The sequence below is a fragment of the Comamonas sp. NLF-1-9 genome (assembly GCF_019195435.1).
GTDB lineage: Bacteria > Pseudomonadota > Gammaproteobacteria > Burkholderiales > Burkholderiaceae_C > Comamonas_C.
Window position 1 is genome coordinate 1,465,042 of sequence record NZ_CP078069.1, and the last position, 25,374, is coordinate 1,490,415.

Sequence of the window (25,374 nt, forward strand, 5' to 3'; positions counted from 1 at the left end):
AGGAGTTTTCATGGTCGACCACCGCATCAGCCTCACCCGCTACCTCGTCGAACAGCAGCGCGTGCACGGCCACATCCCGTCCGAGCTGCGCCTGCTGCTGGAGGTGGTGGCGCGCGCCTGCAAGCGCATCAGCTTTGCCGTCAACAAGGGCGAGCTGGGCGACGTGATGGGCAGCGCCGGCACCGAGAACGTGCAGGGCGAGGTGCAGAAGAAGCTGGACATCATCGCCAACGAAACCCTGATCGAGGCCAACGAATGGGGCGGGCACCTCGCAGCAATGGCCAGCGAGGAGATGGAAGGCATCTACGTCGTGCCCAACCGCTACCCCCAGGGCGAATACCTGCTGATGTTCGACCCGCTGGACGGCTCCAGCAACATCGACGTGAACGTCTCCATCGGCACCATCTTCAGCGTGTTGAAAAAGCCCGAAGGCCACCCCGGCGTGCACGACAATGACTTTCTGCAGCCCGGCAACTGCCAGGTGGCCGCCGGCTACTGCATCTACGGGCCGCAAACCACCCTGGTGCTCACCGTCGGCGACGGCGTGGCCATGTTCACGCTGGACCGCGAGCAGGGCTCCTTCGTCCTCACGCGCGAGAACGTGCGCATTCCCGAGGACACGAAGGAGTTCGCCATCAACATGAGCAACGTGCGTCACTGGGACGCGCCGGTCAAGCGCTACATCGACGAATGCCTGGCGGGCGAGGACGGCCCGCGCGGCAAGAATTTCAACATGCGCTGGATCGCCAGCATGGTGGCCGACGTGCACCGCATCCTGTGCCGCGGCGGCATCTTCATGTACCCCTGGGACAAGCGCGAGCCCAGAAAGCCCGGCAAGCTGCGCCTGATGTACGAAGCCAACCCCATGGGCTGGCTGGTGGAGCAGGCGGGCGGCGCGGCCACCAATGGCCGCCAGCGCATCCTGGACATCCAGCCCACCCAGCTGCACGAGCGCGTGAGCGTGATCCTGGGCTCGAAGAACGAGGTCGAACGCGTGACCGGCTACCACGCCGAAGCCTGAGGCCGCGCATGGCGGATGCGCCCGGGCGCACCGCCGGGCAAGGCTCAGCCGCCGTCGGGTGATCCAGGCGCTCGCGGCGCGGGCGCGCCAGGCGCCGGAGCGTACTGGCGCGCCTGCTGCGCCATCTCGCGCTGCACCCAAGTCTGCATCATGTGCCGCTGCTGCTGGCGTTCGCGGCGCAGCCGCGTGGCCTCGCCATCGAGCACGCGAAACAGGCTGACGATCACCAGCAGCATCAGCAGCGCGAACGGCAGCGCCGCTATCGTGATCAGGCCCTGCAGCGCCTGCAGGCCGCCGGCCACCAGCAGCGCCGCCGCAATCAGCGCCACCGCCACGCCCCAGACCACGCGCCGGCGCAGCGGCGGGTCGCCCGCCTCGTCGGTGGACATGCTGGCCAGCACCAGCACCGCCGAGTCGGCCGAGGTGACGAAGAAGATGATCAGCAGCACCAGCGCCACCACCGACAGCAGCATGCTGGCGGGCAGGCTGTCAAACAGCACGAAGAGCACCGTCTCGTAGCCATTGGCCAGCGCCTGCACCAGATCCGCCTGGCCAAAGATCTGCGCGTGCAGCGCCGCGCCGCCAAACACCGCAAACCAGGCAAAGCCCAGCAGCGTGGGCGCCAGCACCACGCCGATGACGAATTCCTTGACCGTACGCCCGCGCGAGACCCGCGCGATGAAAGCGCCCACGAAGGGCGCCCAGGCGATCCACCAGGCCCAGTAGAACACCGTCCAGTCAAACGACCAGGTGCTCTCGGAAAATGGCGAGAGGCGCAGGCTCATCGTCACCAGCTGGTTGACGTAAGCCCCGAGGGTGGTGGTGAAGGTATCGAACAGCGCGCCCGTCGGCCCGAGCAGCAGCACCGCCAGCATCAACAGCCCCGCCAGCAGCAGATTGGTGTTGGACAGCCACTTGATGCCCCGCTCCACCCCGCTGGTGCTGGAGGCCATGTAGAGCACGAAGGCCACGCCTATCGTGGCCAGCTGCAGGGTCTGCGTCGCCTTGATGCCGAACACCCGCTCCAGCCCGGCCGCAATCTGGATAGTGCCGAAACCCAGGGTGGTGGCCACGCCGATGGCCGTGGCCACCACCGCGGCAATGTTCACCACCTGCCCGGCCCAGCCGGCGTGGTGGCGGCCCAGCACCGGCTCCAGCATGTCGCTCACCAGGCCGCGCCCGCCCCGGTTGTATTGAAACCAGGCCATGGCCAGGCCGATCAGCGCATAAATGGCCCAGGGGTGCAGTCCCCAGTGGAAGAAGGCGTAGCGCATGGCCGCGCGCGCTGCCACCGAGGTCTGCGGCGCCAGCCCCTCGGGCGGCCGCACGAAGTGCGAAATCGGTTCGGCCGCGCCCCAGAACACCAGGCCTATGCCCATGCCCGCCGCAAACAGCATCGACAGCCAGCTCACCCTGGAAAACTCCGGCTCGGCGTCCTCGCCGCCGATGCGCAGCGCCCCCAGGCGCCCGAACGCCAGGTAGAGCAGGAACAGCAGCGTGACGAACACCACCAGCAGGTACATCCACCCAGCGCCGTGCACCACCACGCCCAGCGCCGACTGCATGGCCGCGTTGAAGGGTCCCGGCACCAGACCGGCCAACAGCACCAGGACCGCCACGATCGCGATCGATACATGAAACACCATGGCTCGCCTCCCTTGTTCATGGTGCACGGGCAGCGCTGCCACCCCTGCGACGCCCGCACCATCGCGCAAAAGGCCCAGCGGGCTTCACGCCACCGGTTTTGCTGGCATTATTGCAGCGCAACATCCCACCGATCGCCCCCGGATTCATGGAATTCTCCTTTCTTGCGCTGATCTCCGCCTTTGGCAAAAGCCTGTTGTTCGCCATGGCGGGGGTGCTGCCCATCATCAACCCGCTGGCCACCGCGCCCATCTTCGTGAGCTGGACCCAGGGCATGAGCGCGGCCCAACGCCGCCAGCTCGCCATCACCGTCGGCAAGTACGTCACCATCCTGCTGGCCCTGACGATGACGCTGGGCTCGCTGGTGCTGGACCTGTTCGGCATCTCGCTGCCCGTAGTGCGCGTGGCCGGCGGCATCATCGTCGCCTACAACGCGTGGCTGATGCTCAACACCCAGCAGCCCGCGCACGACGACACCGCGCAGATGGCGCAGACCCTGACCGAGGAAAACGCCCGCCTGAACACCTTCTACCCGCTGTCCTTCCCCATCACCTGCGGACCCGGCTCGCTGGCCGCCGCCATCGCCGTCGGTGCCAGCCTGCGCACCCCGCGCATCACCGAAACCCTGGCCAACCTCGCCGGTGCGCTGGCCGGCATGGTGCTGCTGGGCGTGCTGGTGGCAACGACCTTCCGCTACGCGGTGCTGCTGCTGCGCAAGCTCGGCGAGGTCGGCCAGCTCGTCTTCCTGCGCATCATGGCCTTCATGCTGCTGTCGGTGGGCGTGCAGATCGTCTGGGACGGCATCCGCGGCCTGATCGCCACCCTGCCCACCGCCACCTGAAGGCCGGCGCCGGCGGCAAAAGCGGCCAAGCCCGCCTATATAATGACGGGCTTGGCCGGAGTAGCTCAGTTGGTAGAGCAGCTCATTCGTAATGAGAAGGTCGGGGGTTCGATTCCTCTCTCCGGCACCAGATAGACAAAGGAAAGCGCGCTACACAAAACATAGTGCGCTTTTTCTTTGTGTATTGCTTGTAGGCAATCTGTAGGCATTTTTGCCAGACACGGACAGGCACAAGCCCACAAAAAATGCCTCTTCACAGGGCTTGTCTGGTACTGGCGCTCAGTGCTTTTGGGTAGGCACTGACTGCACAGCGTGCTGGTGATCTTCCCCACCGTGCCCGAGGCCATCACCTTCGGCATGGACGAGGACGAAGCGCTGCTGCAGGCTGCCGATGCGCGGGAAACCGGCCTGTCGCTCTACGTGGATGCCCGCAAACCCCTGTCCGCACCCTCCGACGCCCAGGGTCGCCCCACGGTGCGCCCGTCGACGCTGGAATGTGCCAAGCCGGGCGTAGCGGCGGCGGCCTCCTCGCATCGCTCGCCCGGCTCTTTCTTTTGCGTACCGGGGCCTGCCTGACCTGAGGAGTTCTGGGAATACGGCAAACGCGTCCGAGGCGAGAGACCGCTCGTCCTCCAAAGCCGGCCACTGGTCGCACGGGCGGCACAAATCGATACGTGCACCCTAGGATGTTTACATGCCCCTTTTGCCATTTTCATGCGCCGGTGTTCCTCGGCAAGCCCGCTCGCAAAGCGGGTTCACGGTCATCGAGTTGCTGGTCACGGTTGCTATCCTGGCCGTGCTGGCTGCGCTGGCCGCGCCCAGCTTCAACCCCATCATCGAGAGATGGCGTGTCCGGGGAGCCGCAGAAGACCTCCAGTCGACCATCTACTACGCACGCTCCGAAGCCATCAAGCGCGGCGGCGGCATCGTGATCGACGCCACGGGCGGATGGAGTCAAGGCTGGAAGGTCGGTTTGACCAGCGGCGGTGCTCCCTTGCGCGAGTTTGAGGCCCTGCGACGCGTATCCGCAACCCAGAGCAGCAGCAAGACCAAGCTCTACGTGGATCGGTGGGGCATGGTCTCGGAGACCGACGGCGGCGTTGCGGCTGCGATGAGCATCTTGGTCAAACCCGAAGGAAAGGACGACGGTGACAGCAGCGCCATTCGTTTGTGCATTGCTGAAGGAAGCCGCGTTTTTCAAAAATCGCAAGGCGCAGCTTGCGTCTGACTCAGGGCCCTGACATGACCGCCACTTCCACCATGGTGCGCGCCAACTGCAAAAACATGCAGGGTTTTACGGTCATCGAATTGATGGTCGCGGTCGCCATCCTGTCGGTGCTGGCTTCGCTGGCTGCTCCAAGCTTCGGATCCATCGTGGACCGATGGCGCGTTCGCCAAGTCGTGGGCGATCTGGAATCCACTCTGTATTACGCGCGCTCGGAAGCCATCAAGCGTGGCGGCCGGCTGAGCCTGACAAAGCTCAAGAACAGCGCAGGAGGTTGCCAGAACGCTGGAACCACGGAGGAATGGGGGTGTGGCTGGATTGCATTCGCCGACTTGAATGGCGACGGCACGCGGCAGAGCACTGAGCCTGTCTTGCGTCAGTTCGCCTTGCCGGGCAACGTCAATGTCATCCGCCACCCCAGCGGCAACAGCCTCAAGTTTGACCGTTGGGGCATGACCAACGGCAACAACACCCTGAGTTTTGTGCTTTCACCGGTGCCTGCCGGAGTCAGTTCCGCCAGCACCTACACGGTGTGCCTGGCGGCCGGTGGGCGCATACGGTCCTTGCCCGGCGAAATCGAATGCAAGGCCCAGCCATGACTTCCGCCAAATATCTTTCAAGGCTTTTCATGCAGTCCAAACCCGCAAAACGCCAAACCGGCATCACGCTCATCGAGTCACTGATCGCTCTCGTTGTTTCAGCGCTCGGCATCCTCGGCATCGTCGGGGTACAGATGCGCACCTTGGCGGACACCCAGACCACCGTCCGACGTGCGCAGGCCATACGCTTGATCGACGACCTGGGAGAACGCATGCGAGTCAATCCCAATGCCATGCTGAAATTGGCGAGTTTTCCGTCCGGCTACGGCCAGAAGGCCAGCGACATCACCCCGGCGGACTGCACTGCGACCGCCTGTACGCCAAGCCAGCAGATCACCTATGACCTGTACCAATGGAAGCTGACCGTAGAGCAGACCCTGCCTCTGGGGCAGGCGAGTATCTTCGAGGCGCCGGGTGAGGCAGGCGTGGACGGCACCAATCGCCGCGTACTGGGGGTCATCATCAGCTGGCGAGCGAACGAGCGCGAGGGCCTGGCCACCGATGACATCGACGCCTCCAAGGTGCGCCAGAACGATGGCAGTTTCTCTGCCGGGACCGATACCGACAACGCATGCCCGGCAGACCGCATCTGCCACCTGCAGTACCTGCCCGTTCCAGCCCGCTGCGCACCTTACGACAACGGGGCCGCCGAGCTGACTGCCTATTGCTCTTGACGCGAGGACTGAATGACAACTTTTTCGATAGCGCCTGTCGACCGGCTTGCAAGCGCCCGAGCCCTGAAACGGCCCAAAATGGCCTGGCAACGCGGCGTCACTCTGGTCGAACTGATGGTCGGCATCGCCATCGGCCTGCTCGTGGTGGCAGTGGCCATGGTGGCCTTGATGGCTTCTCGCGGTATCAGCGGCACGGTCAGCGACGCCAGCCAATTGCAACAACAAGGCGCCTATGCCATGCGCGTCATCGGTAACCAGCTGCGGCAAGCCGGATCGCTTTATCTCAACCCTGATCCAGCGAGCGCCGGAACAGGTGCCGATCCCATGAGCCCCGTCGCCTTCGAAACCAATACCACAGGAACTGAAGGCAATAACTTCAACCAGGAAGACACGTTGGGCAAAGTTAGTACCGATAGTTCACTAGCAACCGCCTTTCGGCGCTACAAGGACCGTGTTTTCATCAACACCGATGAAGTCGCTCTGTCACGCAATTGCATCGGTTTGCCAAAAGACGCAAGTGAAGACCGGAAAACAGAAAGCAATTTCACTCTCGCAGATGATCAACTCAAATGCAGCGGCAATGGTTCGACTGCACAGCCTGTCATTGGCAATATTGCAGAGTTGCAATTTGTTTATATCGAACAATCATTGGGCGCAAACGGCTCCGAGATTCAATACAAGAAAGCGGCGGACGTGAAGAACTGGCGCCAGGTGCAAGGCGTACAGGTCTGCCTTGTGGTTTATGGGACCGAACCCGTGGATATGCCGGGAGGCAGCAAATACGTGGGCTGTGATGGTGAAACGGAAGTCGACATGACCACATTGGAAGGTCCTCGCAAGAACCGGTTGCACTTGCTGCTGCGCAATACCTTCCAGCTGCGCAGTCAGGCACTGCTGGAACCAAGCATCTGAACACCGTTAGAGTCAGCCATGTCCCCATTGATTTTTTCACCCCCCCCACGGCCTACCGCCCCAAGGTCGCTCAAACCGTTGAAGCGCCGGACGCCGCAACACGGCATCGCCTTGTTCGTAGTCATCGTCTTCGTCATGCTGTCCATGCTGCTGGCGCTGTGGGCATCACGCACTTCGATGTTCAACGAACTGGTAGTCAGCAACGATGCCGATTACCAGCGCGCCTTCGAGGCCGCTCAGGCGCTACTGCAAGACGCTGAGCTGGATATCCGAGGCCAGACGGCGGATGGAAAACCCTGCGCCGCCCCCTGTCGTCAATGGAATTCCACCCAGCTCCAGTTTCCCACCGAAGCCAAGGAAATCAACGGTCTGGTGGCCACGCTCAATGGTGTCGAAGGCAAGTGCAAGGATGGTCTTTGCGCACGCCGCACCGGGCACCAAGACTTTTGGAATTATGAGGATGGCGTCACTCCTGTCAGCCCCCCAGACGCAGACGAGGTGCCTTTGGACAAGCTCACGAAGTCGGGCGTCGGTGCCCGCTATGGGGAATATACAGGTGCCCAGCTCGGCGACAAGGACAACCCTGCGAATCCCATTTTGGCGAGGCGGGGTGGACCGAAGGAAGGCGGCTGGTATTGGATCGAAGTCATGCCTTACAGCGACGCAGCAAAGACGGCGAACCTGATCGTCTCCAGCGAGGCATCGAACCAGCTCCCGTTGAACCTTGACGTCTACGTGATTTATCGCATTACTGCCTTGGCATACGGCCTCAAGGACAGCACCAAGGTGGTGCTGCAACAGACTTATGCTCGCCAGAGGATGAAAGATTGAAATGGCAGAAACAATCTGCCATCTCTTAGAAGAGTTCAACCATCAAAAACGGACAACTGCGATTTCAAAGGAGCACACCATGCCCCGCATTCAAAAATCCAAATACAGAAAGAATATCGTCACCCTTGCGGTCGGTGTCGTACTGGCACCTGGCGGCGCATGGGCGCTCGACATCGTGCAGGCACCTCCACTGCCTACTGCAAAGTCCGCCTTCGTGGCACCCAACGTCATCATTTCGATTGACGATTCGGGAAGCATGGGGTTTCGGCTTGACCAAGGAAGTACCTCCGGCGCAATAAATGACACCGCGCCTACCAACGGAGTGTGGTCAAAAAAGGCACGCCGGATGAATGTTCTTAAGTACGCCCTGACTCAGGTATTTTCAGACCCTGATTTAGTGCCTGACGGAAAAATCCGTTTGGGGTGGCAGGCGATGTGGAATAACGGTAATGATATTGAAAAATACAGCAGCTTGAACTATTGGTACGGCTCTGGCGCGAACCCGGGCTACAAAAAAACACCAGGCGCCAAAGATATAAGCAGCTCCGTAACAGGCAGCAAAAACCAGATACGCCCGCTGAACAATACCCAACGCCAGAATTTTCTTGAATTTGTCAGCTACCTCTTGCCGCAAAACGGCACGCCTTCGCATGCCATGTTCAAACAGGCTGACGCATACATGCGTGCAGCCTTGAGTTCAACCGGCCCCTGGTCCACCGACCCCGGCGGAACTGGTGAAAAAAGCACGGAATATCTTGGCTGTCGACGCAATTACCATATTTTCATGACGGATGGTCGCTGGAATGGGGCTGTATCGGGTGGCGACCAGGACGGAACCAACTGGGCTGCGAAAAACGGCAGGCAGGCTTTCAACACCACCTCAGATCAGACAAGACTCTATACCGACAGCTACGGCAACCAGCTGGCAGACTGGGCTTTCAAGAGCTGGATGGACCCGTTGCAAAACCCGGCCAGCCTGCTGAATTCCGACAAGCTCAAGCCTTCAAAAGAATATGACGAGGCGCCAGCGACGGAAACTTTTACGTCTGGAAGCGGCAAGAAGACGAAAACGGTTGACCTGCAAAAATATTGGAATCCCAAATATAACCCGGCTACTTGGCCGCACATGGTGACCTACACCATAGGCTTTAGTGATGAAGCCATTACATGGCCTGGCGCAAGCGAAATCGTAGCAGCCGACATTACCCTACCCGTTTCACCGACTGATGTCGATCAAGGCGGCTATCTTGGCTACAACAAGGGCTTTGCCGACATTGCCACGGGCGCTCAGAAATGGCCGAAGCTCGACGCAGAAAATAAGCGTTCCCTGGATCTCTGGCATGCCGCCATCAATGGACGTGGCCGCTTCTACCCTGTCAGTTCAGGTGAAGATCTTGAAAAAGCCTTCCGTTCCATCATCGGAAAGATCAACGAGGAAAGCGCAACCCTGCCGGACAAAATCCAGTCGGGCGGCAGCACCAGCGGCTACAACATGTCGAACAAGAACGTGGGCAACTTTGCCACGATGTACGAAGCGAAAAAGGCATGGAAAGGGTACGTGACTGCCACCGACGGACGCGAACCTGAGCCCTATCCATGCAAGGATGCGGACGGAAACGACGACACCTGCTACCGATCCCCGAGCGTCGTTGAGGGTTGGAGCGTTGGAGGCGTCGCCAAGACCACGGCAGACCGGCTGGACAGCATGAACTGGAACACGCGCCTGGTGCTTTCATGGAATGACAAAACCCGGTCTGCCGCAAGCTTCAAGTGGGCGAGCGATGAGACTTATCTGAGCAGCGCCCAGAAGGCGAGCCTGGGCAAGGAAAACTCGGACCCGGCGGCCACGACCAGGAACAAGGGGCAAAACGTCCTCAACTACATCCGTGGCGACCGCAGCCTGGAAGCTGACCCGGCAACGGCGGCCAAGCCTTATCGGCAGCGCGTCAGCATCCAGGGCGACATCATCAATTCCGTCTTGTGGTACACCGGCGCGCCTGCCGGCATCAGCTCCTTGAGCGGTTACGGCGCCTTCGTGACAGCCCAGAAGAATCGCCTGCCCATGCTCTACGTGGGTGGCAACGACGGCATGTTCCACGGTTTTTCGGCAAAGGACGGCTACGAGAAAATTGCCTATGTGCCGCGCGGCGTCATGGCCAACCTGAAAGGCCTGACCGATCCCGATTACGAGCACCGCTACTATGTGGACGGCTCTCCCATGTCGGGAGACATCAGGGACGGCAGTACATGGAAAACCATGCTGGTCGGTACCCTTGGGGCTGGCGGCAAGGGCTACTTCCTGATGGACGTTACCAAGCCTGACGATTTCATTGAAGGCAATGCAGCCACCTTGGTGCCCGTGGACAGAACCCGCGGCAACGTCGAAGCCGCGCCCGACTGCAACGCCTTGACTGGTACGGCAAAGGCAGACTGCAACAATACGGTTGCGGAAGACAGGGACATTGGCAACATCACCGCCCAACCGAGCAGAAAACCCAACAGCCCGCAGGAAACCACGCAAATCACCCTCATGAACAACGGGCGGTGGGCTGCCGTCATGGGCAATGGCTACAACAGCGCCAATCAACGTCCCGTGTTGCTGATTCAATACCTTGACGGCGCCAGGGAGCTCGTTCGTGTCCAGACGACGACGGCTGGAACTGGTACAGGTCAAGCCAAGGACAATGGTCTGGCCGCACCGACCTTGGTGGATTTGAATGGCGACGGCACGGTGGACATCGTCTATGCCGGGGACAACCTTGGAAATCTCTGGAAATTTGATGTCACGAGCGATGACCCCAGTGAATGGCAATCCGCTTTCGGCCCGGGGAATCCCCTGTTCACCGCAAGAGGGTTGACAACCATCGCGGGGACCACTCGCAATCAGGTGCAGCCGATTACCGCGGCACCGATTGTCCGAGCCAACGATCGCATGATGAAAACCGCCTCCGGCGAGACGGCCGCAGTGGGCGGCATGATGGTGGCATTCGGAACCGGTCGCAACCTGACTGAAGACGATCGCAAGACGGACATCAACCAACCCATACAAACCATCTACTCCGTGCTGGACAACGCAAGGTACCGCAAGCGCAGCAACGGATCCAACCTGCTGGAAATCCATCCGGGCCAAGGTAACTGCAGCACCAACCCCGATACTTGCGTTCCGGTTCCCGCCGCAGTTGGCACGATGACAGCCACGGGGCTGCTGGCAAAACAGAGCATCTCCACCGTACAGGGCGATCTGGCCACGGTCGATGCAACCGACAGCCTGGACAAGGACACGTGGAAGAACTTCAAGGGTTGGTATCTTGACCTGCCAGGCAGCGGAGAGCGCATGATCCAACCCATGCAATTCTTCGATGGAAGCAATATTCTGGCGGCTTACACGGAGTCGCCCTCCGGCACCGTCAATGCATCCAGCACCAACCTCAACGAAAGCTGCGTCGACGAGGTAGTAGATACCAGTCCTGGCACCCAATGGCGCACCCTCATCAACATCATGGACGGCAAGAGGCCTTCCATTCAGTTGGTAGATGCCAACGGTGATGGCGTGTACAAAGGCGGGGCGGGCGCCGATTCGGACAAGGACGTCAATCGAAAAGAGGTCGCCATGGGCACCCCCACTTTGATCACGCAAGGCGACCGCATCATTGACACTACCGGAGGGGGCAAGGAAGAACTGGCGAGAATGCCTGAACAATCCACCCGTCCCAGCTGGCGACAACTCAACTGATCGGAACCACCATGCGATACCCGTCAAGACTTCGAGGATTTACTCTGATCGAGTTGATGATCGTCGTGGCGATCGTCGGCATCCTGGGGGCGATCGCCTATCCGAGCTACGCCGAATATGTGCGGCGCGGACACCGCTCCGATGCTCGCGCCGCGCTACTGCAGGCGGCCCAATGGCTGGAGCGTGCTGCAACAGCCAATGGTGTTTATCCAACGACGTTGCCCAGCAATCTGACATGGTCGGGCGACGCTGCAAAGCGCTACACCATCAGTTTCAAAGGCACTCCCACGAATGCAGCCTTCACCTTGATTGCCAAACGAAAAAATCCAGGCCCGCAAAAGGATGATCGCTGTGGCGACTACACCTTGACCAATACTGGCGTCCAGGGCAACGACAACCTCAACAGTGGGGCAACCACCGTGGAATGCTGGGGCAAATGATGTCACGGTAGCATCCGGCTACCATGAAGGCAGAACTTTCAACACCGATGCAAGAAGCGCTTGAGCTCGCCGCCCAAGCGCTTTTTCTTTCCAACCCCAACCCGCGCGTCGGCTGCGTGATCGTCTCGCCGGCGGGCGAGGTTGTTGGCCGGGGCTTTACCCAGCAGGCTGGCGGGCCGCACGCCGAGGTGGTGGCGCTGCGCGATGCCGCTGCGCACGGGCGGGATGTGCGCGGCGCGACCGCCTGGGTGACACTGGAGCCTTGTGCGCACCAGGGGCGCACCGGGCCTTGCTGCGACGCGCTGGTTGCGGCCGGGGTGGCGCGGGTGGTGGCGTCACTGGCCGACCCCAATCCGCTGGTGTCGGGCCAGGGGTTTGCCCGCCTCCGGGCGGCCGGGGTGCAGGTGGACGTGGGGCCGGGTGCGCAGGCGTCGCGCGAACTGAACATCGGTTTTTTCAGCCGCATGGCGCGCGCTCGGCCGTGGGTAAGGATGAAGGCGGCCACCTCGCTGGATGGCGTAACGGCCCTGGCCAACGGCGCCAGCCAGTGGATCACCTCGGAGCCGGCACGCGCCGACGGCCATGCCTGGCGCGCGCGCGCTTGCGCGGTACTCACCGGGGTGGGCACGGTGCTGGCGGACAACCCCTTGCTCAACGTGCGCGGCGTCGCCACGCCGCGCCAACCGCATCTGGTGGTGCTGGACAGCCACCTGCGCACGCCGGCCGCCGCGCGGCTCTTTGAGGTGCCCGATCGGCAGGTGTGGATCTACACCGCCAATGCCGACCCCACGGCCGCCGCAGCGCTGCGGGCGCGCGGCGCGGCGGTCACCGTGCTGCCCGACGCCTCCGGCGGCCGTGTGGATCTGGCGGCGCTGCTGCGCGACCTGGCGCGGCGCGAGGTCAATGAATTGCACGTGGAAGCGGGACACGAGCTCAACGGCGCGTTCTTGCGCCTGGGGCTGGTCGATGAGCTCTTGCTCTACCTTGCCCCCGTTCTGCTGGGCAGCGGCGCGCGGGGCTTGGCGCACTGGGGGCCGCTCACGGCTCTGTCGGAAGCTCAGCGGCTCACCTGGCGCGAGGTGCGGCAGGTGGGCGCCGACCTGCGGGTGCTGGCGCGCGTCGAGGGGCGCGAGGACTTTTGAAAAGCCAATGCGGACGACGGCGCCCCACGGCGGATACCGCAAGGGGGCAATTGCGGCACTCACGCGGCGCTGGCTCCCCCACCCCGGCCCTCCCTCAGAGGGGGAGGGAGAAAAAACTGAATTCGTGAGACAAATTCGGGTCTAGCCCTTGCCCTGCAAGCGCAAGCAGCTCTAATTCAAGGAGCGGTGCAGGCGCACTTCCTCGATCTTCACGCCGCCCACGACGGCCGTCTTGGCAGTGCTCATTTCGCGCTTGAAGCCTGCAGCCTCATGAAAGCGCAACGCCCGCTCGTTGCGCAGCGGCACCCAGGCGGTGACGGTGGTGCAGCCCTCTTCCACCAGGCCTTCGCGGGCCGCGTCCCACAGTGCCAGGCCCACGCCCTGGTCCCAGTGGCCGGGGTCGGCGTAGATGGCCCAGATTTCCCCCGTGGTGGGGCGGGTCTTGGGGTCGCGCGAGCGATCGAAGCCGACGAAGCCGACGACCTTGTCGTCCTCGATGGCCACCTGCACCTGGGGTTCGCAGTAGTTGATGGCTTCGCGCCAGTAGGCCTGGCGTTTTTCCGGCGAAGACATGGTCTTGAGCTGGTCGTCCGGGACGACACCTTTGTAGGCCTGAAGGGCAGCTGAAGTATGAACCTGGGCGATGGCCTTGGCATCGCGCAGCGTGGCGGGGCGTACCTGAATGCGAGACATGAAAACGAGAACGCAGCTAATGGAAAACCCGCGATTCTCGCGCAAAACGTTTCAGCTGCCTACTGCGACGCACAAAACCGCGCGGACGCCCGGGGCCCGCACCGCGGCCCATGCGATGTGCTACAGCAGCTTGCGCAACAGCGCCATCACGCGCTCGAAGCGCCGGCCGTAGGGCGGGTACAGCAGCGCACCCGCGCCCCAGCGCGACTGCACCAGCACCGCCTTGGCGTGGCTGAAGCGCACGAAGCCCGCCTCGCCGTGGTAGGCGCCCCAGCCGCTGTCGCCCACGCCGCCGAAGGGCAGACTTTCGTGGGCAATGTGCAAGAGCGTGTCGTTGACGGTGACGCCGCCGCTCACGGTATGCGCCAGCACCTCGTCGCGAACGGCCGTGCGATTGCCGAACCAGTACAGCGACAGCGGACGTGGACGGGCGTTGATGTAGCCCACCACCTCGTCCAGGGATTCGTAGCCGATGACGGGCAGCAGCGGGCCGAAGATTTCCTCTTGCATCAGGCGCATCTGATCGTGGACGCCAAAGACTAGCGCCGGCGGCATCTGCCGCGCGATGCCGTCGCCCAGGCTTTGCGCTGGCGCGCCGTGGGTGGCGGCAGCGGGCTCGATCTGTTGCACCTCGGCGCCCTGCTCGCGCGCGTCCTGCAGCAGTTCGCGCAGGCGGGCCAGGTGGCGCGGCGTGATGATGGAGGCGTAGTCGGGGTTGCCTTCAAAGCGCGGAAAGAGACGCAACACGGCGGCACGGAAGGCGCCGGCAAAGGCCGCCTCGCTGCCCTTGGGCACGAAGAGGTAGTCGGGGGCGATGCAGGTCTGCCCGGCGTTGAGCAGCTTGCCGTGGGCGATCTTGAGGGCCGCATCCGCCAGGTCGCAATCGGCGTCCAGGATGGCGGGCGACTTGCCGCCCAGCTCCAGCGTGGTGGGCGTGAGCTTGTCGGCCGCCGCCAGCGCCACCTTGCGCCCCACCGCGGTCGATCCGGTGAAGACCAGATGGTCCAACGGCAGCCGGCTGAGCTGTTCAGCCACCGCCGCACCGCCCTGCACCACGCAAAACTCTTCGGGCGCGAAGAACTGGGCCACCAGGTCGGCCAGCTTGGCCGAGGTGTGCGGCGTCAGTTCGCTGGGCTTGAGCAGCACCCGGTTGCCCGCCGCCAGCGCCCCGATGGCCGGGCCCAGCGCCAGCTGCACCGGGTAGTTCCAGGGCGAGATCACGCCGACGACCCCCAGCGGCTGGCGCTGCACCCAGGCGCGCGCCGGCTGCAGGTACAGCGGCGTGCGCACCTTCTGCGGGCGCGACCAGCGCGCGAGCTGGCGCAGCGTACTGGCCAGTTGCGCGCGCAGCAAAAAGAGGTCCGCCACTTCGGTGAGCTGGCGCGAGCGCATGCCGAAGTCCGCCTGCACTGCAGCAGCCAGCACCGGGGCGTGGTCATCGATCAGCGTGCGCAGGCGCAGCAGGCGCTCACGGCGCAGCGCCAGCGGCACGTCGGGCTGGGCGCGACTGGCGCGGTGCTGCGCCTGGAACAGCCGCTCAAGGTCTTCGGCAGGGGTCTCGAACATCGCTTTGCCTTCCATCGTGCGTGCCAGAACCGCTGCAATGGCCGTGCCCGGCGGGCACCGGCCACGCCGGGCAGGTGCACGTCAAGGGATCTCTCGCGGCGTCACGTCGGTGACCTCGCCGAGGCGGCGGGCGCCGCGCCCCATGTTGCTTGCGGTGTTCGAGGTCCAGCGCGCAGTGCTGCGATAGACCGTGCTGAAGCCGTGGCGTGGATCCATGCGCATCACCCAGGGCGCGACCGGGCGCCCCGTCAGGCGTGCCCAAGCCGCGCGCAGGCTCCAGGCAAGCGCCAGGATGCCCCCGGCCAGCAGCAGGCTCAGGAACAGCAGCGCTCCCATGGCGATCAGGGCCAGGCGCAGGCTCCAGCGTATGGCGGTGGTGACGACTTCGTTCAATCCGGGCCTCTCTATCAAGCTCAAGCGGCGCGCGCGAAGGGCGGCGCGCCATCCATGGTAAGTCTCAATCGGCCGCCTCGGGTTCCCCGAAGATGAAAACCCCCGGGTTGCGCACCGGATCGACGTCCACCGGAATGGTGCTCTTGGGCGGATAGCGGCCTTCAAGCAAGGCGGTGGAGAGCGGGTTTTCGATGCGCTGCTGGATCGCGCGCTTGAGCGGGCGCGCGCCAAACACCGGGTCAAACCCGACCTTGGCCAACTCCGCCATCGCCGCCGGCGAGACCCGCAGATGCAGATCCATCCTGGCCAGGCGATCTTCGAGCAGCTTGAGCTGGATCGCGGCGATCGCCTCGATGTGGCGCGCATCGAGCGCGTGGAAGACCACCGTCTCGTCGATGCGGTTGAGAAACTCGGGGCGGAAATGTGCCTTCAGCTCTTCCCAGACCGCATCCTTCACCTCGTCGTCGGGCTGACCGACCATGGCCTGGATGCGCTGCGAGCCGATGTTGCTGGTCATCACGATGACCGTGTTCTTGAAGTCCACGGTGCGCCCCTGGCCATCGGTCAGGCGCCCGTCGTCGAGCACCTGCAGCAGCACGTTGAACACGTCGGGGTGGGCTTTTTCCACCTCGTCGAGCAGCAGCACGCTGTAGGGCTTGCGCCGCACGGCTTCGGTCAGATAACCGCCTTCTTCATAGCCAACATAGCCCGGAGGCGCGCCAATCAAGCGCGCCACGCTATGCTTTTCCATGAATTCGCTCATGTCGATGCGAACCATGTGGTCTTCGCTGTCGAACAGGAAGTTGGCCAGCGCCTTGCACAGCTCGGTCTTGCCCACGCCCGTGGGCCCGAGGAACAAAAAGCTGCCCAGCGGCCGGTTCGGGTCCGACAGGCCCGAGCGCGAGCGGCGGATGGCGTTGGCCACGGCCGAGATCGCCTCGTCCTGGCCGACGACGCGCTGGTGCAGCCTGTCTTCCATCTGCAGCAGCTTGTCCTTTTCGCCCTGCATCATTCTGGACACCGGGATGCCGGTGGCACGCGAGACCACCTCGGCGATCTCTTCCGCCCCGACGTGGGTGCGCAGCAGCTTGTGGCCCGCGTCGGCGCCGCCCTCGGCCTCGCTGTCCTGCGCCTCCTTCAGGCTCTTTTCCAGTTCCGGCAGCTTGCCGTACTGCAGCTCGGCCACCTTGTTGAAGTCGCCCTTGCGCTTGAGCTCCTCGATCTGCGTGCGGATCGCATCGATGTCTTTCCTGATCTGCTCGCTGCCCTGGGCACTGGCCTTCTCGGCCTGCCAGACCTCTTCGAGGTCGGCGTACTCGCGCTCGGCCCCGGCCAGCTCTTCCTCGATGAGCTGCAGGCGCTTTTGCGAGGCCTCGTCGGTCTCCTTCTTCATCGCCTCGCGCTCGATCTTGAGCTGGATCATGCGCCGCTCCAGCCGGTCGAGCAGCTCCGGCTTGGAGTCGATCTCGATCTTGATCTTGGCCGCCGCCTCGTCGATCAGATCGATGGCCTTGTCCGGCAGGAAGCGGTCGGTGATGTAGCGGTGGGACAGCTCGGCCGCGGCAACGATGGCCGGGTCGGTGATGTCCACGCCGTGGTGCGCCTCGTAGCGCACCTGCAGGCCGCGCAGGATGGCGATGGTGTCCTCCACGCTGGGCTCCTGCACCAGCACCTTCTGGAAGCGCCGCTCCAGCGCCGCGTCCTTCTCGATGTATTTGCGGTATTCGTCCAGCGTGGTGACGCCGATGCAGTGCAGCTCGCCGCGCGCCAGCGCCGGTTTGAGCATGTTGCCCGCGTCGATCGCGCCCTCGGCCTTGCCCGCGCCGACCATGGTGTGCAGCTCGTCGATGAAGAGGATGATGCGGCCCTCGTCCTGCGCCACTTCCTTGAGCACCGATTTGAGCCGCTCCTCGAACTCGCCGCGGTACTTGGCCCCGGCCAAGAGCCCCGCCATGTCCAGCACCAGCACGCGCTTGCCCTTGAGGCTTTCGGGCACTTCACCCGCAATGATGCGCTGCGCCAGGCCTTCGACGATGGCGGTCTTGCCCACGCCGGGCTCGCCGATCAGCACCGGGTTGTTCTTGGAGCGGCGCTGCAGCACCTGGATGGTGCGGCGGATCTCGTCGTCGCGCCCGATCACCGGGTCAAGCTTGCCCTGGCGCGCGCGCTCGGTCAGGTCCAGCGTGTACTTCTTCAGCGCCTCGCGCTGACCCTCGCCCTCGGCGCTGTCCATGGTCTGGCCGCCGCGCACCGCTTCCACGGCCGATTCCAGCGCCTTGCGCGACAGGCCGGCTTCGCGGGCGATGCGGCCCGCTTCGCCGCTCGAATCGGCCAAGGCCAGCAGGAACATTTCGCTGGCGATGAACTGGTCGCCGCGCTTGATCGCTTCCTTCTCGGTTGCCTGCAGCAACTTGAGGAGGTCGGGGCCGGGCTGCACCTGCTCCTGGCCTTGCACGCTGGGCAGGCGCTTGAGGGCCGCGTCGGCCTCCTGCGCCAGGCGCGCCACGTTCACGCCGGCGCGCGCCAGCAGCGACTTCGGGCCGTCCTCCTGCTGCAGCATGGCCGCAAGCAGGTGTTCAGGCTGGATGTAGGCGTGGTCGTAGCCCAGCGCCAGCGACTGGGCGTCGGCCAGCGCCTGCTGGAATTTGGTGGTGAGTTTGTCGAGTCGCATCGTGCGTCGCTCCCGAAAATCCATCGTTATGGGAACGATATGCGGCCCCCGGGGCGTGATTCAAGACGGCGGCGGGTGCAGGCGGGCCGTCGCATAGCCCTGGCGCGCCACCTCGGTGCACATGGCGTCCCAAGGGCAGCCGCTGCAGGCGGCACGGATGCGGCCCGCCGAAAAGGCCGCACGCAGGCGCGCAAGCAGGGATGCGTCGAGCCGCCAGCCACCACCACTGCCCGGCGCACCCAGCAGCGGCGCCAGCGCCTGCACGGCCTGCCGGTCGCGCTCGCGCACCGACGCGCCATGGCAGTGCGCACCCTCGCCTTCGCCCGCACACAGCGGCTCGCAGATCGCGTCGGGGCCGCTGGCCAGCGTCAGCGCCTCACCGTCGGCGAGGCGGGCCACGATGGCATTGAAGTTGGCCACGAAGGCCGGGCTGTAACCCTCGCCCGAATAGGTCAGCAGGCACAGCAGATGGTGGGCGCGCAGCGCCAGCGTCATGCGCCGCGGCGGCTCTTGCGTGCCTGATACCACAGCGCCAGCGTGGCCGCGCCCAGAGCGGACTTGAGCACATCACCGAGCAGGAAGGGCAGCACGCCGAACTGCAAGCCCTTGTCCATGCCGATCAGCATGCCCAGCCAGGTGCCGCCGACCAGCAGGATCAGCGTGGTGCAGACGAACATCGCGACGAAGGCGCGCAGCGGGTGCGCACCGTCCCAGCCGCGCTGCGCCAGCCAGCCCATGAGCATGGCAGCCAGCGGGAAAGCCAGCAGATAGCCCGCGGTCTTGCCCATGAAGGGCGCCAGGCCACCAGCGCCGCCCGCCAGCACCGGCATGCCGGCCAGTGCCTGCAGCAGCCAGGCCAGCACGGTGAGGCCGCCCAGGCGCCAGCCATAGAGCGCACCCACCATCAGCACGGCAAAGGTCTGCATGGACACCGGCACCGGCTGCAGCGGAATGCTCAGGTAGGACGAGGCACTGAGCGCGGCCGTGCCGACGAGCACCAGCAGCAGCTGGCGCAGCCAGTGGCTGGAGCCGCTCCGGTTCAGGGACAGGGAGGCGGAAGTGGGTAGTGTCATGGGTAGCTCGAAGGAAAAAACCGGACAGGCGACCGGAGCACGCCCGGCCAGCCACCAGGCGCAAGTATCTGCAGCGCACGGCCCAATGTCAACCATGATTTGATTTTTTGGTTTACAAGATATTTTCCGCATGCGGCACACTCGGGCCATGAAACCCGCTTACCCGGCACAAGACATGTTGCAGCAGCTGGCGCATGGTGAGGCGGTTTCGGGCGAGCTGCTGGCCGAGCGCCTGGGCGTCACCCGCGCCGCCATCTGGAAGCAGGTGGCCGCGCTGCGTGCTTTGGGCCTGCCCGTGGCGGCGCGCACCGGTGCGGGCTACCGGCTGCCCTGGCCGCTGGAGCTGCTGGATGCGGCGCGCATCACCGAGGCGCTGGACGATCCCGCAGGCGCACCGGTACAGGTGCACTGGCAGCTCGATTCCACCCAGGACGCGCTGGCGCGCCTGGGTGAAGACACGCCCGACCTGACGGTGGTGCTGGCCGAAAGCCAGAGCGCCGGCCGCGGGCGGCGGGGGCGCGATTGGCAGTGCCCGCCGGGCATGGGCATCACCCTGTCCTGCCTCAAGCGCTTTGCCAGCGGACCGGCGGCGCTATCGGGTCTGTCCATCGCCATGGGCGTGTGCGCGGTGCAGGCCATCGAGAGTCTTGTCTCCGTGCCCGGCCTGCAGCTCAAATGGCCCAACGACCTGGTGGTGGGCGAGCGCAAGCTGGCGGGCATCCTGATCGAGGTGGATGGCGAATACGACGGGCCGTGCGTCGCACGCATCGGCCTGGGGCTGAACCTGCGCCTGGCGCCCGAGGCGCCCGAGCGGCCCGAGGCCATGGCGCTGCCCGCCACCGACCTGGCCAGCTGCGGCAGCGCCCCGCTGCCCGGGCGCAATCTGCTGGCCGCGCGGCTGATCGCGCATCTGCGCGCGGGGCTGCTGCGCTTCGAGCGCGAAGGCCTGGCGGCCTTTGCCGATGCGTTTGCACGCATGGACAGCCTGGCCGGTCAACCCTTGGTCATCCACGGCGCGCAGGGGCAGCAGCAGGGCAAGGGCTGCGGCATCGATGCACGCGGGGCGCTGCGCGTGGACCTGGGCGGGCGCACCACCACCGTCTTCGCCGACAAGGTGTCGGTGCGGCGCTAGCCGACGTTGCGTGCCCGCACGCCCCAGCGCGCGAGCGCCGCGTCGTCGCTTTCGCGCGCATCGACCCAGCGCTCGCCGTCGGGCGTGTGTTCTTTTTTCCAGAACGGCGCCTGGGTCTTGAGATAGTCCATCAGGAATTCGCAGGCCTGAAAGCTCGCCTGGCGGTGGCTGCTGGTGACGGCCACGAGCACGATCTGATCCTGCGCCGCCAGGGCCCCCACGCGATGGATCACGCGCACGCCGTACAGGTCGAAGCGCCGGCGCGCTTCCTCGATCATCGCGGCGATCGCCTTTTCGGTCATGCCCGGGTAGTGTTCGAGTTCCATGCGGCTGACCGGGCCGCTGCTGCCGTGCTCGCGCACCGTACCGACGAAGCAGCAGACCGCGCCGACACGCGCCTCGCCGGCGCGCAGGCGCGCGAGTTCGCTGCCCACGTCGAAGTCGGCGCGCTGGATGGAAATCTCGCCGGACATCGGCCTGGCCCCCGCTTTGCTACAGTGGACAACTACTTTACCGCGCCGCCCGCATGCCCGCCCTCGCCTTCACCGCCCATGGCTACACGCTCTACCCCTCGCCGCAGAGCGCGCACCGCGAAGTCTTTGCCTACCACGTCTTCGTGCCCCATCCCTATGCGCTGATCGACCTGCCGGGCATGGACCTGGTCGGCCGCAGCAGCCTGTTCGCCGCCCACCGCGCGCGCGACGGCAAGATGGGTCAGCTCGTGAGCTTCGAGCTGGAAGTGGACCTGCGCCGCTTCGAAGAGCGCTTTCGGCCCGACTGAGCGATGCAGGACGACAACCAGATCGTCGTGCCGCCTTCCTTCCTCGCGCTGCGCCAGGACGCGCAGGGGCGGCTGCGCGGGACGCCGGCCGAAGTGCGCGAACGCTACGAATGGTGCGAGGACATGGCCGCAAGCCTGGTGGAGCGCGCGCAGCAGGTGTACCAGGGCGCGCCCTCGGAAGCCGGCGTGCTGCAGGGTTTTCATGCGGCACTGCGCCACCCCGAGGCCGGCCTGTCCGCGGCCGAGGCGCGCTGGGTCACGCTGCGCCTGGCCGAGCTGCTGGGCTGGCACGGCCCCGCGCTGCCAGCGGAAGACTGATCAACCCCCGGTCACCGGCGGAAAGAAGGCAACCTCGGCGCCGTCCGGCAAGGGGGCATCGGCGCCGGCCATGGCCTGATCCAGCGCCATGCGCAGCGCACGCCCTTCGGCCAGGCAGTCGGCCCAGGGCGCGCCGCGCGCGATCAGCTCCTGACGCAGCGCGGCCAGCGTTTGGGCGCGGGTACTCACGCTTTCGCGCTCGCGGCCCATGCCTTCGCGGATGGAGGCGAAGTAACGCACGGTCACGGTCTTGGCGGTCATCACAGCAGCTCCGTCCAGGCAATGAAGCGCACGCTGTCGCCCCGGGCGATGGGCGTGCCGGGCGGATTGTCCACCACGCCGTCGGCCCAGACCGTGGAGGTGAGCACGCCCGAGCTCTGGTTGGGAAACAATTCCAGTTGCCCCTGCGCGCCCCGGCGCACGCGCAGGAATTCACGGCGTTTGTCTGGTTTTGCCCAATCGAACCCAGCGGTGGCCGCTACGGACAAGGGAGCAACATCGGCCACGCCCTGCAAACGCAGCAGGAAGGGGCGCACCAACAGCGCGAAGGTGATGAAGCTCGACACGGGGTTGCCCGGCAGGCCGAGGAAATGCGCGCGGCGCGCCCCACTTTGCACATGGCCGCAGGCAAAGGGCTTGCCGGGCTTGATGGCAATTTTCCACAGGTCGAGCGCACCCAGGCGCGCGACGGCGGGCTTGACGTGGTCTTCCTCGCCCACCGACACGCCGCCGCTGGTGACGATCACGTCGCAGCGCTCGGCCGCCAGTTCCAGCGCGGCCACGGTGGCAGCCAGCGTGTCCTGTACCACGCCCAGGTCCAGCACCTCGCAGCCCAGGCGCTGCAGCAGGCTGCGCAGGAAGTAGCGGTTGCTGTTGTAGATGTGGCCTTCGGGCAGTTGCGCGGGCGCCACGGTACCGGGCATGACGAGCTCGTCGCCGGTGGAAAACAGCGCCACGCGCGGGCGCCGGGCCACGGCCAGCTCGGCCAGGCCCACGCTGGCCGCCAGGCCCAGCTCGGCCGGGCCCAGGCGCGTGCCCGCAGGCAGCACGGTGCTGCCGCGCGCTATGTCTTCGCCGCTGCGGCGGATGCACTGGCCGGGCCTGGGCCGGGCCTTGACCTGCACGCGCTCGCCGTCGAGCGGCGCGCATTCCTCCTGCATCACCACTGCGTCCGCGCCCCGGGGAATCGGCGCGCCGGTAAAGATGCGCGCGGCCGTGCCGGCCGCCAGGGGCTGGCCGACGTGGCCCGCGGCAATGCGCTGCGACACGGGCAGCACCACGCCGGGCTGCGCCACATCCGCGGCGCGCAGCGCGTAGCCGTCCATCGCGCTGTTGTCGCGCGGCGGAACCTGCAGGGGCGAGACCACGTCCTGCGCCAGCACGCGGCGGTCGGCATCGAACAGCGAGACGCTTTCGCGCTCGCCCAGCGGCGTGGCCTGCGCCAGCAGCTCGGCCAGGGCTTCGTCCAGGGGTTTGAGAGGGGTTTGCATGTCGGTGTCTCCAGCGGGGGGCGCCGCAGGGCAAGGCAGTGGCCGGCAACGGGCGCGAAGCGGCTGCGCACACTGCCCCGCGCCCGCGGCCCGTGGCGCCCTGCGTGCCGCGCCCCGAAACGTGCAGGGTAGCGCAGCCATGGCCGCCCTGCGCGCCGCGGCTGCGCGGCCGGTGGCAAGGGCCGGCGAACAGAGAGCTGCCAGGCAGCCCATTCGCTCCCGATTCTGTAGCTGCAAGCGCTTGCCAGACGGGCGCTTCAGGGCGATTTGGCCTTAGACCGAGACCTGCGCCGCGATGGCCGCCTTGACGCCGGCAACCTCGGCGGGCAGCACGCTGACGCGCTTGGGCAGGTCTTCGATGCCGACGAATTGCGCCGGCCGCTCGGGCGGATGGCCCAGCGCCTCGGTGATGGTCTGGGCGAACTTGATCGGCAAGGCGGTTTCCAGCACGAGCATGGGCTTGCCGTCCAGATGCTCGCGCGCCACCTTCACGCCGTCGGCGGTGTGCGTGTCTATGGTCACGCCGCACCGCGCATGCACCTCGCGGATGGTGGCCAGACGGTCGGCATGGGTGCTGCGCCCGCTGCGAAAGCCGTAGCACGCCGCGGCCTGGGCAAAGCGCGCATCGCCGCTCAGGTCGAAAAAACCCTGGCCGGGAAGCTGCTCGGCAAAAAGCCGCCGCGTGGCCGCGCCGTCGCGCCCGAGCAGGTCGAAGACGAAGCGCTCGAAATTGCTCGCCTTGGAGATGTCCATCGAGGGGCTGGAGGTCTCCCGCGTATCGGCCGCGGCGCGCACGCGGTAGACGCCGGTGCGGAAGAACTCGTCGAGCACGTCGTTTTCATTGGTGGCGACGACCAGGTGCTCGACGGGCAGCCCCATCATGCGCGCCACGTGCCCGGCGCAGACGTTGCCGAAGTTGCCCGACGGGACGGTAAAGCTCACCCGCGCTGCCCCCTCGCCCCTCTGGGGAGAGGGCTGGGGCAGGGGGCCGCCCCCCGCTTCAACGCGATCAGAGGTCGCCTGGAAGTACCCCGCAAAGTAATACACCACCTGCGCCAGCAGCCGCGCCCAGTTGATCGAGTTCACCGTGCCGATGCGGTACCTCGCCTTGAACGCGAGGTCGTTGCTGACCGCCTTGACGATGTCCTGGCAGTCGTCGAACACGCCCTCGATGGCGATGTTGTGGATGTTGGCATCCTGCAGGCTGAACATCTGCGCCTGCTGGAAGGGGCTCATGCGCCCGTGCGGGCTGAGCATGAAGACGCGGATGCCCCGCTTGCCGCGCATGGCGTATTCGGCGGCGCTGCCGGTGTCGCCGCTGGTCGCGCCCAGGATGTTGAGCTCTTCACCGCGCCGGCCCAACTCATATTCGAACAGATGGCCCAGCAGCTGCATGGCCATGTCCTTGAAGGCGAGCGTCGGGCCGTTGGACAGGCCCAGCAGGAACAGTCCCGGTTCCAAAGGCTTGAGCGGCACGATCTCGCGCGTGCCGAAGACCTGGGCGGTGTAGGTCTTGTCGCAGATCGCCCTCAGGTCGGCCGAGGGGATGTCGTCGATGTAGAGCGAGAGGATCTCGAAGGCCAGCGCCGCATAGCCCTGTTCGGCATGTACCTTGCGCAGGCGGGCAAGTTCGGCCGCATTCACCTGCGGATAGCGCTCGGGCAGGTACAGGCCGCCGTCGGGCGCCAGGCCTTCGAGCAGGATGTCGCAGAATTTTCGGGCTGTGGCGTCGCCACGGGTAGAGAGGTAGTGCATGGGGTTCACTTGATGCCGATATCAAGCATCCCAGGGGTTGACGAGCGTCAGGCCGGTGTCTTGAAAATGGCGGGTGTTGCGGGTCACCAGGGGCAAGCGGTGCGTGACTGCCGTCGCCGCGATCAGCAGATCAAGGTCTGCCTGCGGGCGGCCTATCGCCTGGCAAGACACCCGCAAGCGGCTCCAGGTGCGCCAGACCGCTTCATCCGTGGGCAGTATCTTGCCCTCGAAATCGTGACATAGCTGCTCAAACCACAGTTGCAAGCGGCTGCGCCGGGCGCTGGGCACCATGCGTTCAATGCCAAACAGAATCTCGCCCACGCTCACGGCCGGTATCAGACACTGGCCCCGGTGCGCATCCAGCCATTGCCGAACGACAGGCTCGGGAAGCGATTTGAAAGATTCGGAGACCACGCAGGTATCCAGCAGCCAAACCATGG

General features: G+C 65.1%; 26 protein-coding genes and 1 tRNA gene. 15 read left to right on the top strand and 12 right to left on the bottom strand.

Annotated features, from left to right (window positions below; translation table 11 throughout):
• Positions 1–10: 10 nt before the first annotated feature.
• Complete coding sequence (locus tag KUD94_RS07090; RefSeq protein WP_146913320.1) at positions 11–1,021, top strand: class 1 fructose-bisphosphatase; 1,011 nt, start codon at positions 11–13, stop codon at positions 1,019–1,021.
• A gap of 44 nt (positions 1,022–1,065) precedes the next feature.
• On the opposite strand, the gene KUD94_RS07095 is transcribed toward KUD94_RS07090, so the two are convergent.
• Positions 1,066–2,667, bottom strand: coding sequence for a BCCT family transporter (locus KUD94_RS07095; protein WP_218239093.1), 1,602 nt, complete (start codon positions 2,665–2,667; stop codon positions 1,066–1,068).
• Between the two features lie 146 nt (positions 2,668–2,813).
• Between KUD94_RS07095 and KUD94_RS07100 the strand changes: the two genes are divergently transcribed.
• The 11 genes from KUD94_RS07100 (at position 2,814) to ribD (ending at position 13,062) form a co-directional block, all read left to right on the top strand.
• Positions 2,814–3,506, top strand: coding sequence for a MarC family protein (locus tag KUD94_RS07100; protein WP_146913318.1), 693 nt, complete (start codon positions 2,814–2,816; stop codon positions 3,504–3,506).
• 54 nt (positions 3,507–3,560) lie between these two features.
• Positions 3,561–3,636, top strand: a tRNA-Thr gene (locus KUD94_RS07105).
• Between the two features lie 182 nt (positions 3,637–3,818).
• Positions 3,819–4,082, top strand: a complete 264-nt coding sequence (locus tag KUD94_RS07110; RefSeq protein ID WP_218239094.1) for a hypothetical protein — start codon at positions 3,819–3,821, stop codon at positions 4,080–4,082.
• 118 nt (positions 4,083–4,200) lie between these two features.
• Positions 4,201–4,734 (top strand): GspH/FimT family pseudopilin, encoded by a 534-nt coding sequence (locus KUD94_RS07115; RefSeq protein WP_218239095.1) that lies wholly within the window; start codon positions 4,201–4,203, stop codon positions 4,732–4,734.
• A gap of 14 nt (positions 4,735–4,748) precedes the next feature.
• A complete protein-coding gene (locus KUD94_RS07120; RefSeq protein WP_218239096.1) occupies positions 4,749–5,330 on the top strand; it encodes a GspH/FimT family pseudopilin in 582 nt (193 codons plus the stop codon).
• Complete coding sequence (gene pilV / locus KUD94_RS07125) at positions 5,327–6,004, top strand: type IV pilus modification protein PilV (protein WP_255569154.1); 678 nt, start codon at positions 5,327–5,329, stop codon at positions 6,002–6,004. The genes KUD94_RS07120 and pilV overlap by 4 nt, the downstream gene beginning before the upstream one ends.
• Positions 6,005–6,082: 78 nt before the next feature.
• Positions 6,083–6,916: a PilW family protein gene (locus KUD94_RS07130; RefSeq protein WP_255569156.1), complete on the top strand. Its 834-nt coding sequence runs from the start codon at positions 6,083–6,085 to the stop codon at positions 6,914–6,916.
• Positions 6,917–6,934: 18 nt separating this feature from the next.
• Positions 6,935–7,747 carry a PilX N-terminal domain-containing pilus assembly protein gene (locus KUD94_RS07135; RefSeq protein WP_218239099.1) on the top strand — a complete coding sequence of 271 codons (813 nt, stop codon included), beginning with the start codon at positions 6,935–6,937 and terminating at the stop codon, positions 7,745–7,747.
• 79 nt (positions 7,748–7,826) lie between these two features.
• The gene (locus tag KUD94_RS07140) at positions 7,827–11,480 is read left to right on the top strand and encodes a pilus assembly protein (protein WP_218239100.1); all 3,654 of its coding nucleotides are present in this window, start codon (positions 7,827–7,829) and stop codon (positions 11,478–11,480) included.
• A gap of 11 nt (positions 11,481–11,491) precedes the next feature.
• Complete coding sequence (locus KUD94_RS07145) at positions 11,492–11,920, top strand: type IV pilin protein (RefSeq protein ID WP_218239101.1); 429 nt, start codon at positions 11,492–11,494, stop codon at positions 11,918–11,920.
• A gap of 47 nt (positions 11,921–11,967) precedes the next feature.
• Positions 11,968–13,062, top strand: coding sequence for a bifunctional diaminohydroxyphosphoribosylaminopyrimidine deaminase/5-amino-6-(5-phosphoribosylamino)uracil reductase RibD (gene ribD, locus KUD94_RS07150; RefSeq protein WP_218239102.1), 1,095 nt, complete (start codon positions 11,968–11,970; stop codon positions 13,060–13,062).
• A gap of 171 nt (positions 13,063–13,233) precedes the next feature.
• Here the strand turns inward: ribD and KUD94_RS07155 are convergent, their stop codons facing one another.
• The 6 genes from KUD94_RS07155 to KUD94_RS07180 form a co-directional block, all read right to left on the bottom strand.
• On the bottom strand, positions 13,234–13,755 hold the full coding sequence (locus KUD94_RS07155) for a GNAT family N-acetyltransferase (protein WP_218239104.1): 522 nt from the start codon (positions 13,753–13,755) through the stop codon (positions 13,234–13,236).
• Positions 13,756–13,875: 120 nt separating this feature from the next.
• Positions 13,876–15,321 carry an aldehyde dehydrogenase family protein gene (locus KUD94_RS07160; RefSeq protein WP_218239105.1) on the bottom strand — a complete coding sequence of 482 codons (1,446 nt, stop codon included), beginning with the start codon at positions 15,319–15,321 and terminating at the stop codon, positions 13,876–13,878.
• 81 nt (positions 15,322–15,402) lie between these two features.
• Complete coding sequence (locus tag KUD94_RS07165) at positions 15,403–15,714, bottom strand: hypothetical protein (RefSeq protein ID WP_218239106.1); 312 nt, start codon at positions 15,712–15,714, stop codon at positions 15,403–15,405.
• 64 nt (positions 15,715–15,778) lie between these two features.
• Positions 15,779–18,385, bottom strand: a complete 2,607-nt coding sequence (gene clpB / locus KUD94_RS07170; RefSeq protein ID WP_218239107.1) for an ATP-dependent chaperone ClpB — start codon at positions 18,383–18,385, stop codon at positions 15,779–15,781.
• 60 nt (positions 18,386–18,445) lie between these two features.
• Positions 18,446–18,880 carry a DUF1284 domain-containing protein gene (locus tag KUD94_RS07175; RefSeq protein WP_218239109.1) on the bottom strand — a complete coding sequence of 145 codons (435 nt, stop codon included), beginning with the start codon at positions 18,878–18,880 and terminating at the stop codon, positions 18,446–18,448.
• On the bottom strand, positions 18,877–19,458 hold the full coding sequence (locus KUD94_RS07180; RefSeq protein WP_218239110.1) for a biotin transporter BioY: 582 nt from the start codon (positions 19,456–19,458) through the stop codon (positions 18,877–18,879). Before KUD94_RS07180 ends, KUD94_RS07175 begins: the two co-directional genes overlap by 4 nt.
• A 148-nt stretch (positions 19,459–19,606) precedes the next feature.
• Between KUD94_RS07180 and KUD94_RS07185 the strand changes: the two genes are divergently transcribed.
• Entirely contained in the window at positions 19,607–20,590 is a 984-nt protein-coding gene (locus KUD94_RS07185) for a biotin--[acetyl-CoA-carboxylase] ligase (protein WP_218239111.1), read from the top strand.
• Here KUD94_RS07185 and moaE read toward each other — a convergent pair.
• Positions 20,587–21,063: a molybdopterin synthase catalytic subunit MoaE gene (gene moaE, locus KUD94_RS07190; protein WP_146913303.1), complete on the bottom strand. Its 477-nt coding sequence runs from the start codon at positions 21,061–21,063 to the stop codon at positions 20,587–20,589. The genes KUD94_RS07185 and moaE overlap by 4 nt on opposite strands.
• Before the next feature lie 53 nt (positions 21,064–21,116).
• On the opposite strand from moaE, the gene KUD94_RS07195 reads away from it, so the two are divergent.
• Both KUD94_RS07195 and KUD94_RS07200 read left to right on the top strand, forming a co-directional pair.
• On the top strand, positions 21,117–21,371 hold the full coding sequence (locus KUD94_RS07195) for a hypothetical protein (RefSeq protein WP_146913302.1): 255 nt from the start codon (positions 21,117–21,119) through the stop codon (positions 21,369–21,371).
• A gap of 3 nt (positions 21,372–21,374) precedes the next feature.
• Positions 21,375–21,689, top strand: coding sequence for a hypothetical protein (locus KUD94_RS07200; protein WP_218239113.1), 315 nt, complete (start codon positions 21,375–21,377; stop codon positions 21,687–21,689).
• Here KUD94_RS07200 and KUD94_RS07205 read toward each other — a convergent pair whose 3' ends face one another.
• The 4 genes from KUD94_RS07205 to KUD94_RS07220 all read right to left on the bottom strand — a co-directional run bounded on the left by KUD94_RS07205 (position 21,690) and on the right by KUD94_RS07220 (position 25,372).
• On the bottom strand, positions 21,690–21,950 hold the full coding sequence (locus KUD94_RS07205) for a MoaD/ThiS family protein (protein ID WP_146913300.1): 261 nt from the start codon (positions 21,948–21,950) through the stop codon (positions 21,690–21,692).
• A complete protein-coding gene (gene glp, locus KUD94_RS07210; protein ID WP_146913299.1) occupies positions 21,950–23,179 on the bottom strand; it encodes a gephyrin-like molybdotransferase Glp in 1,230 nt (409 codons plus the stop codon). The genes KUD94_RS07205 and glp overlap by 1 nt, the downstream gene beginning before the upstream one ends.
• A gap of 273 nt (positions 23,180–23,452) precedes the next feature.
• Positions 23,453–24,934, bottom strand: a complete 1,482-nt coding sequence (gene thrC, locus KUD94_RS07215) for a threonine synthase (RefSeq protein WP_218239220.1) — start codon at positions 24,932–24,934, stop codon at positions 23,453–23,455.
• Positions 24,935–24,955: 21 nt separating this feature from the next.
• Positions 24,956–25,372, bottom strand: coding sequence for a type II toxin-antitoxin system VapC family toxin (locus KUD94_RS07220; protein WP_218239114.1), 417 nt, complete (start codon positions 25,370–25,372; stop codon positions 24,956–24,958).
• Positions 25,373–25,374 lie beyond the last annotated feature (2 nt).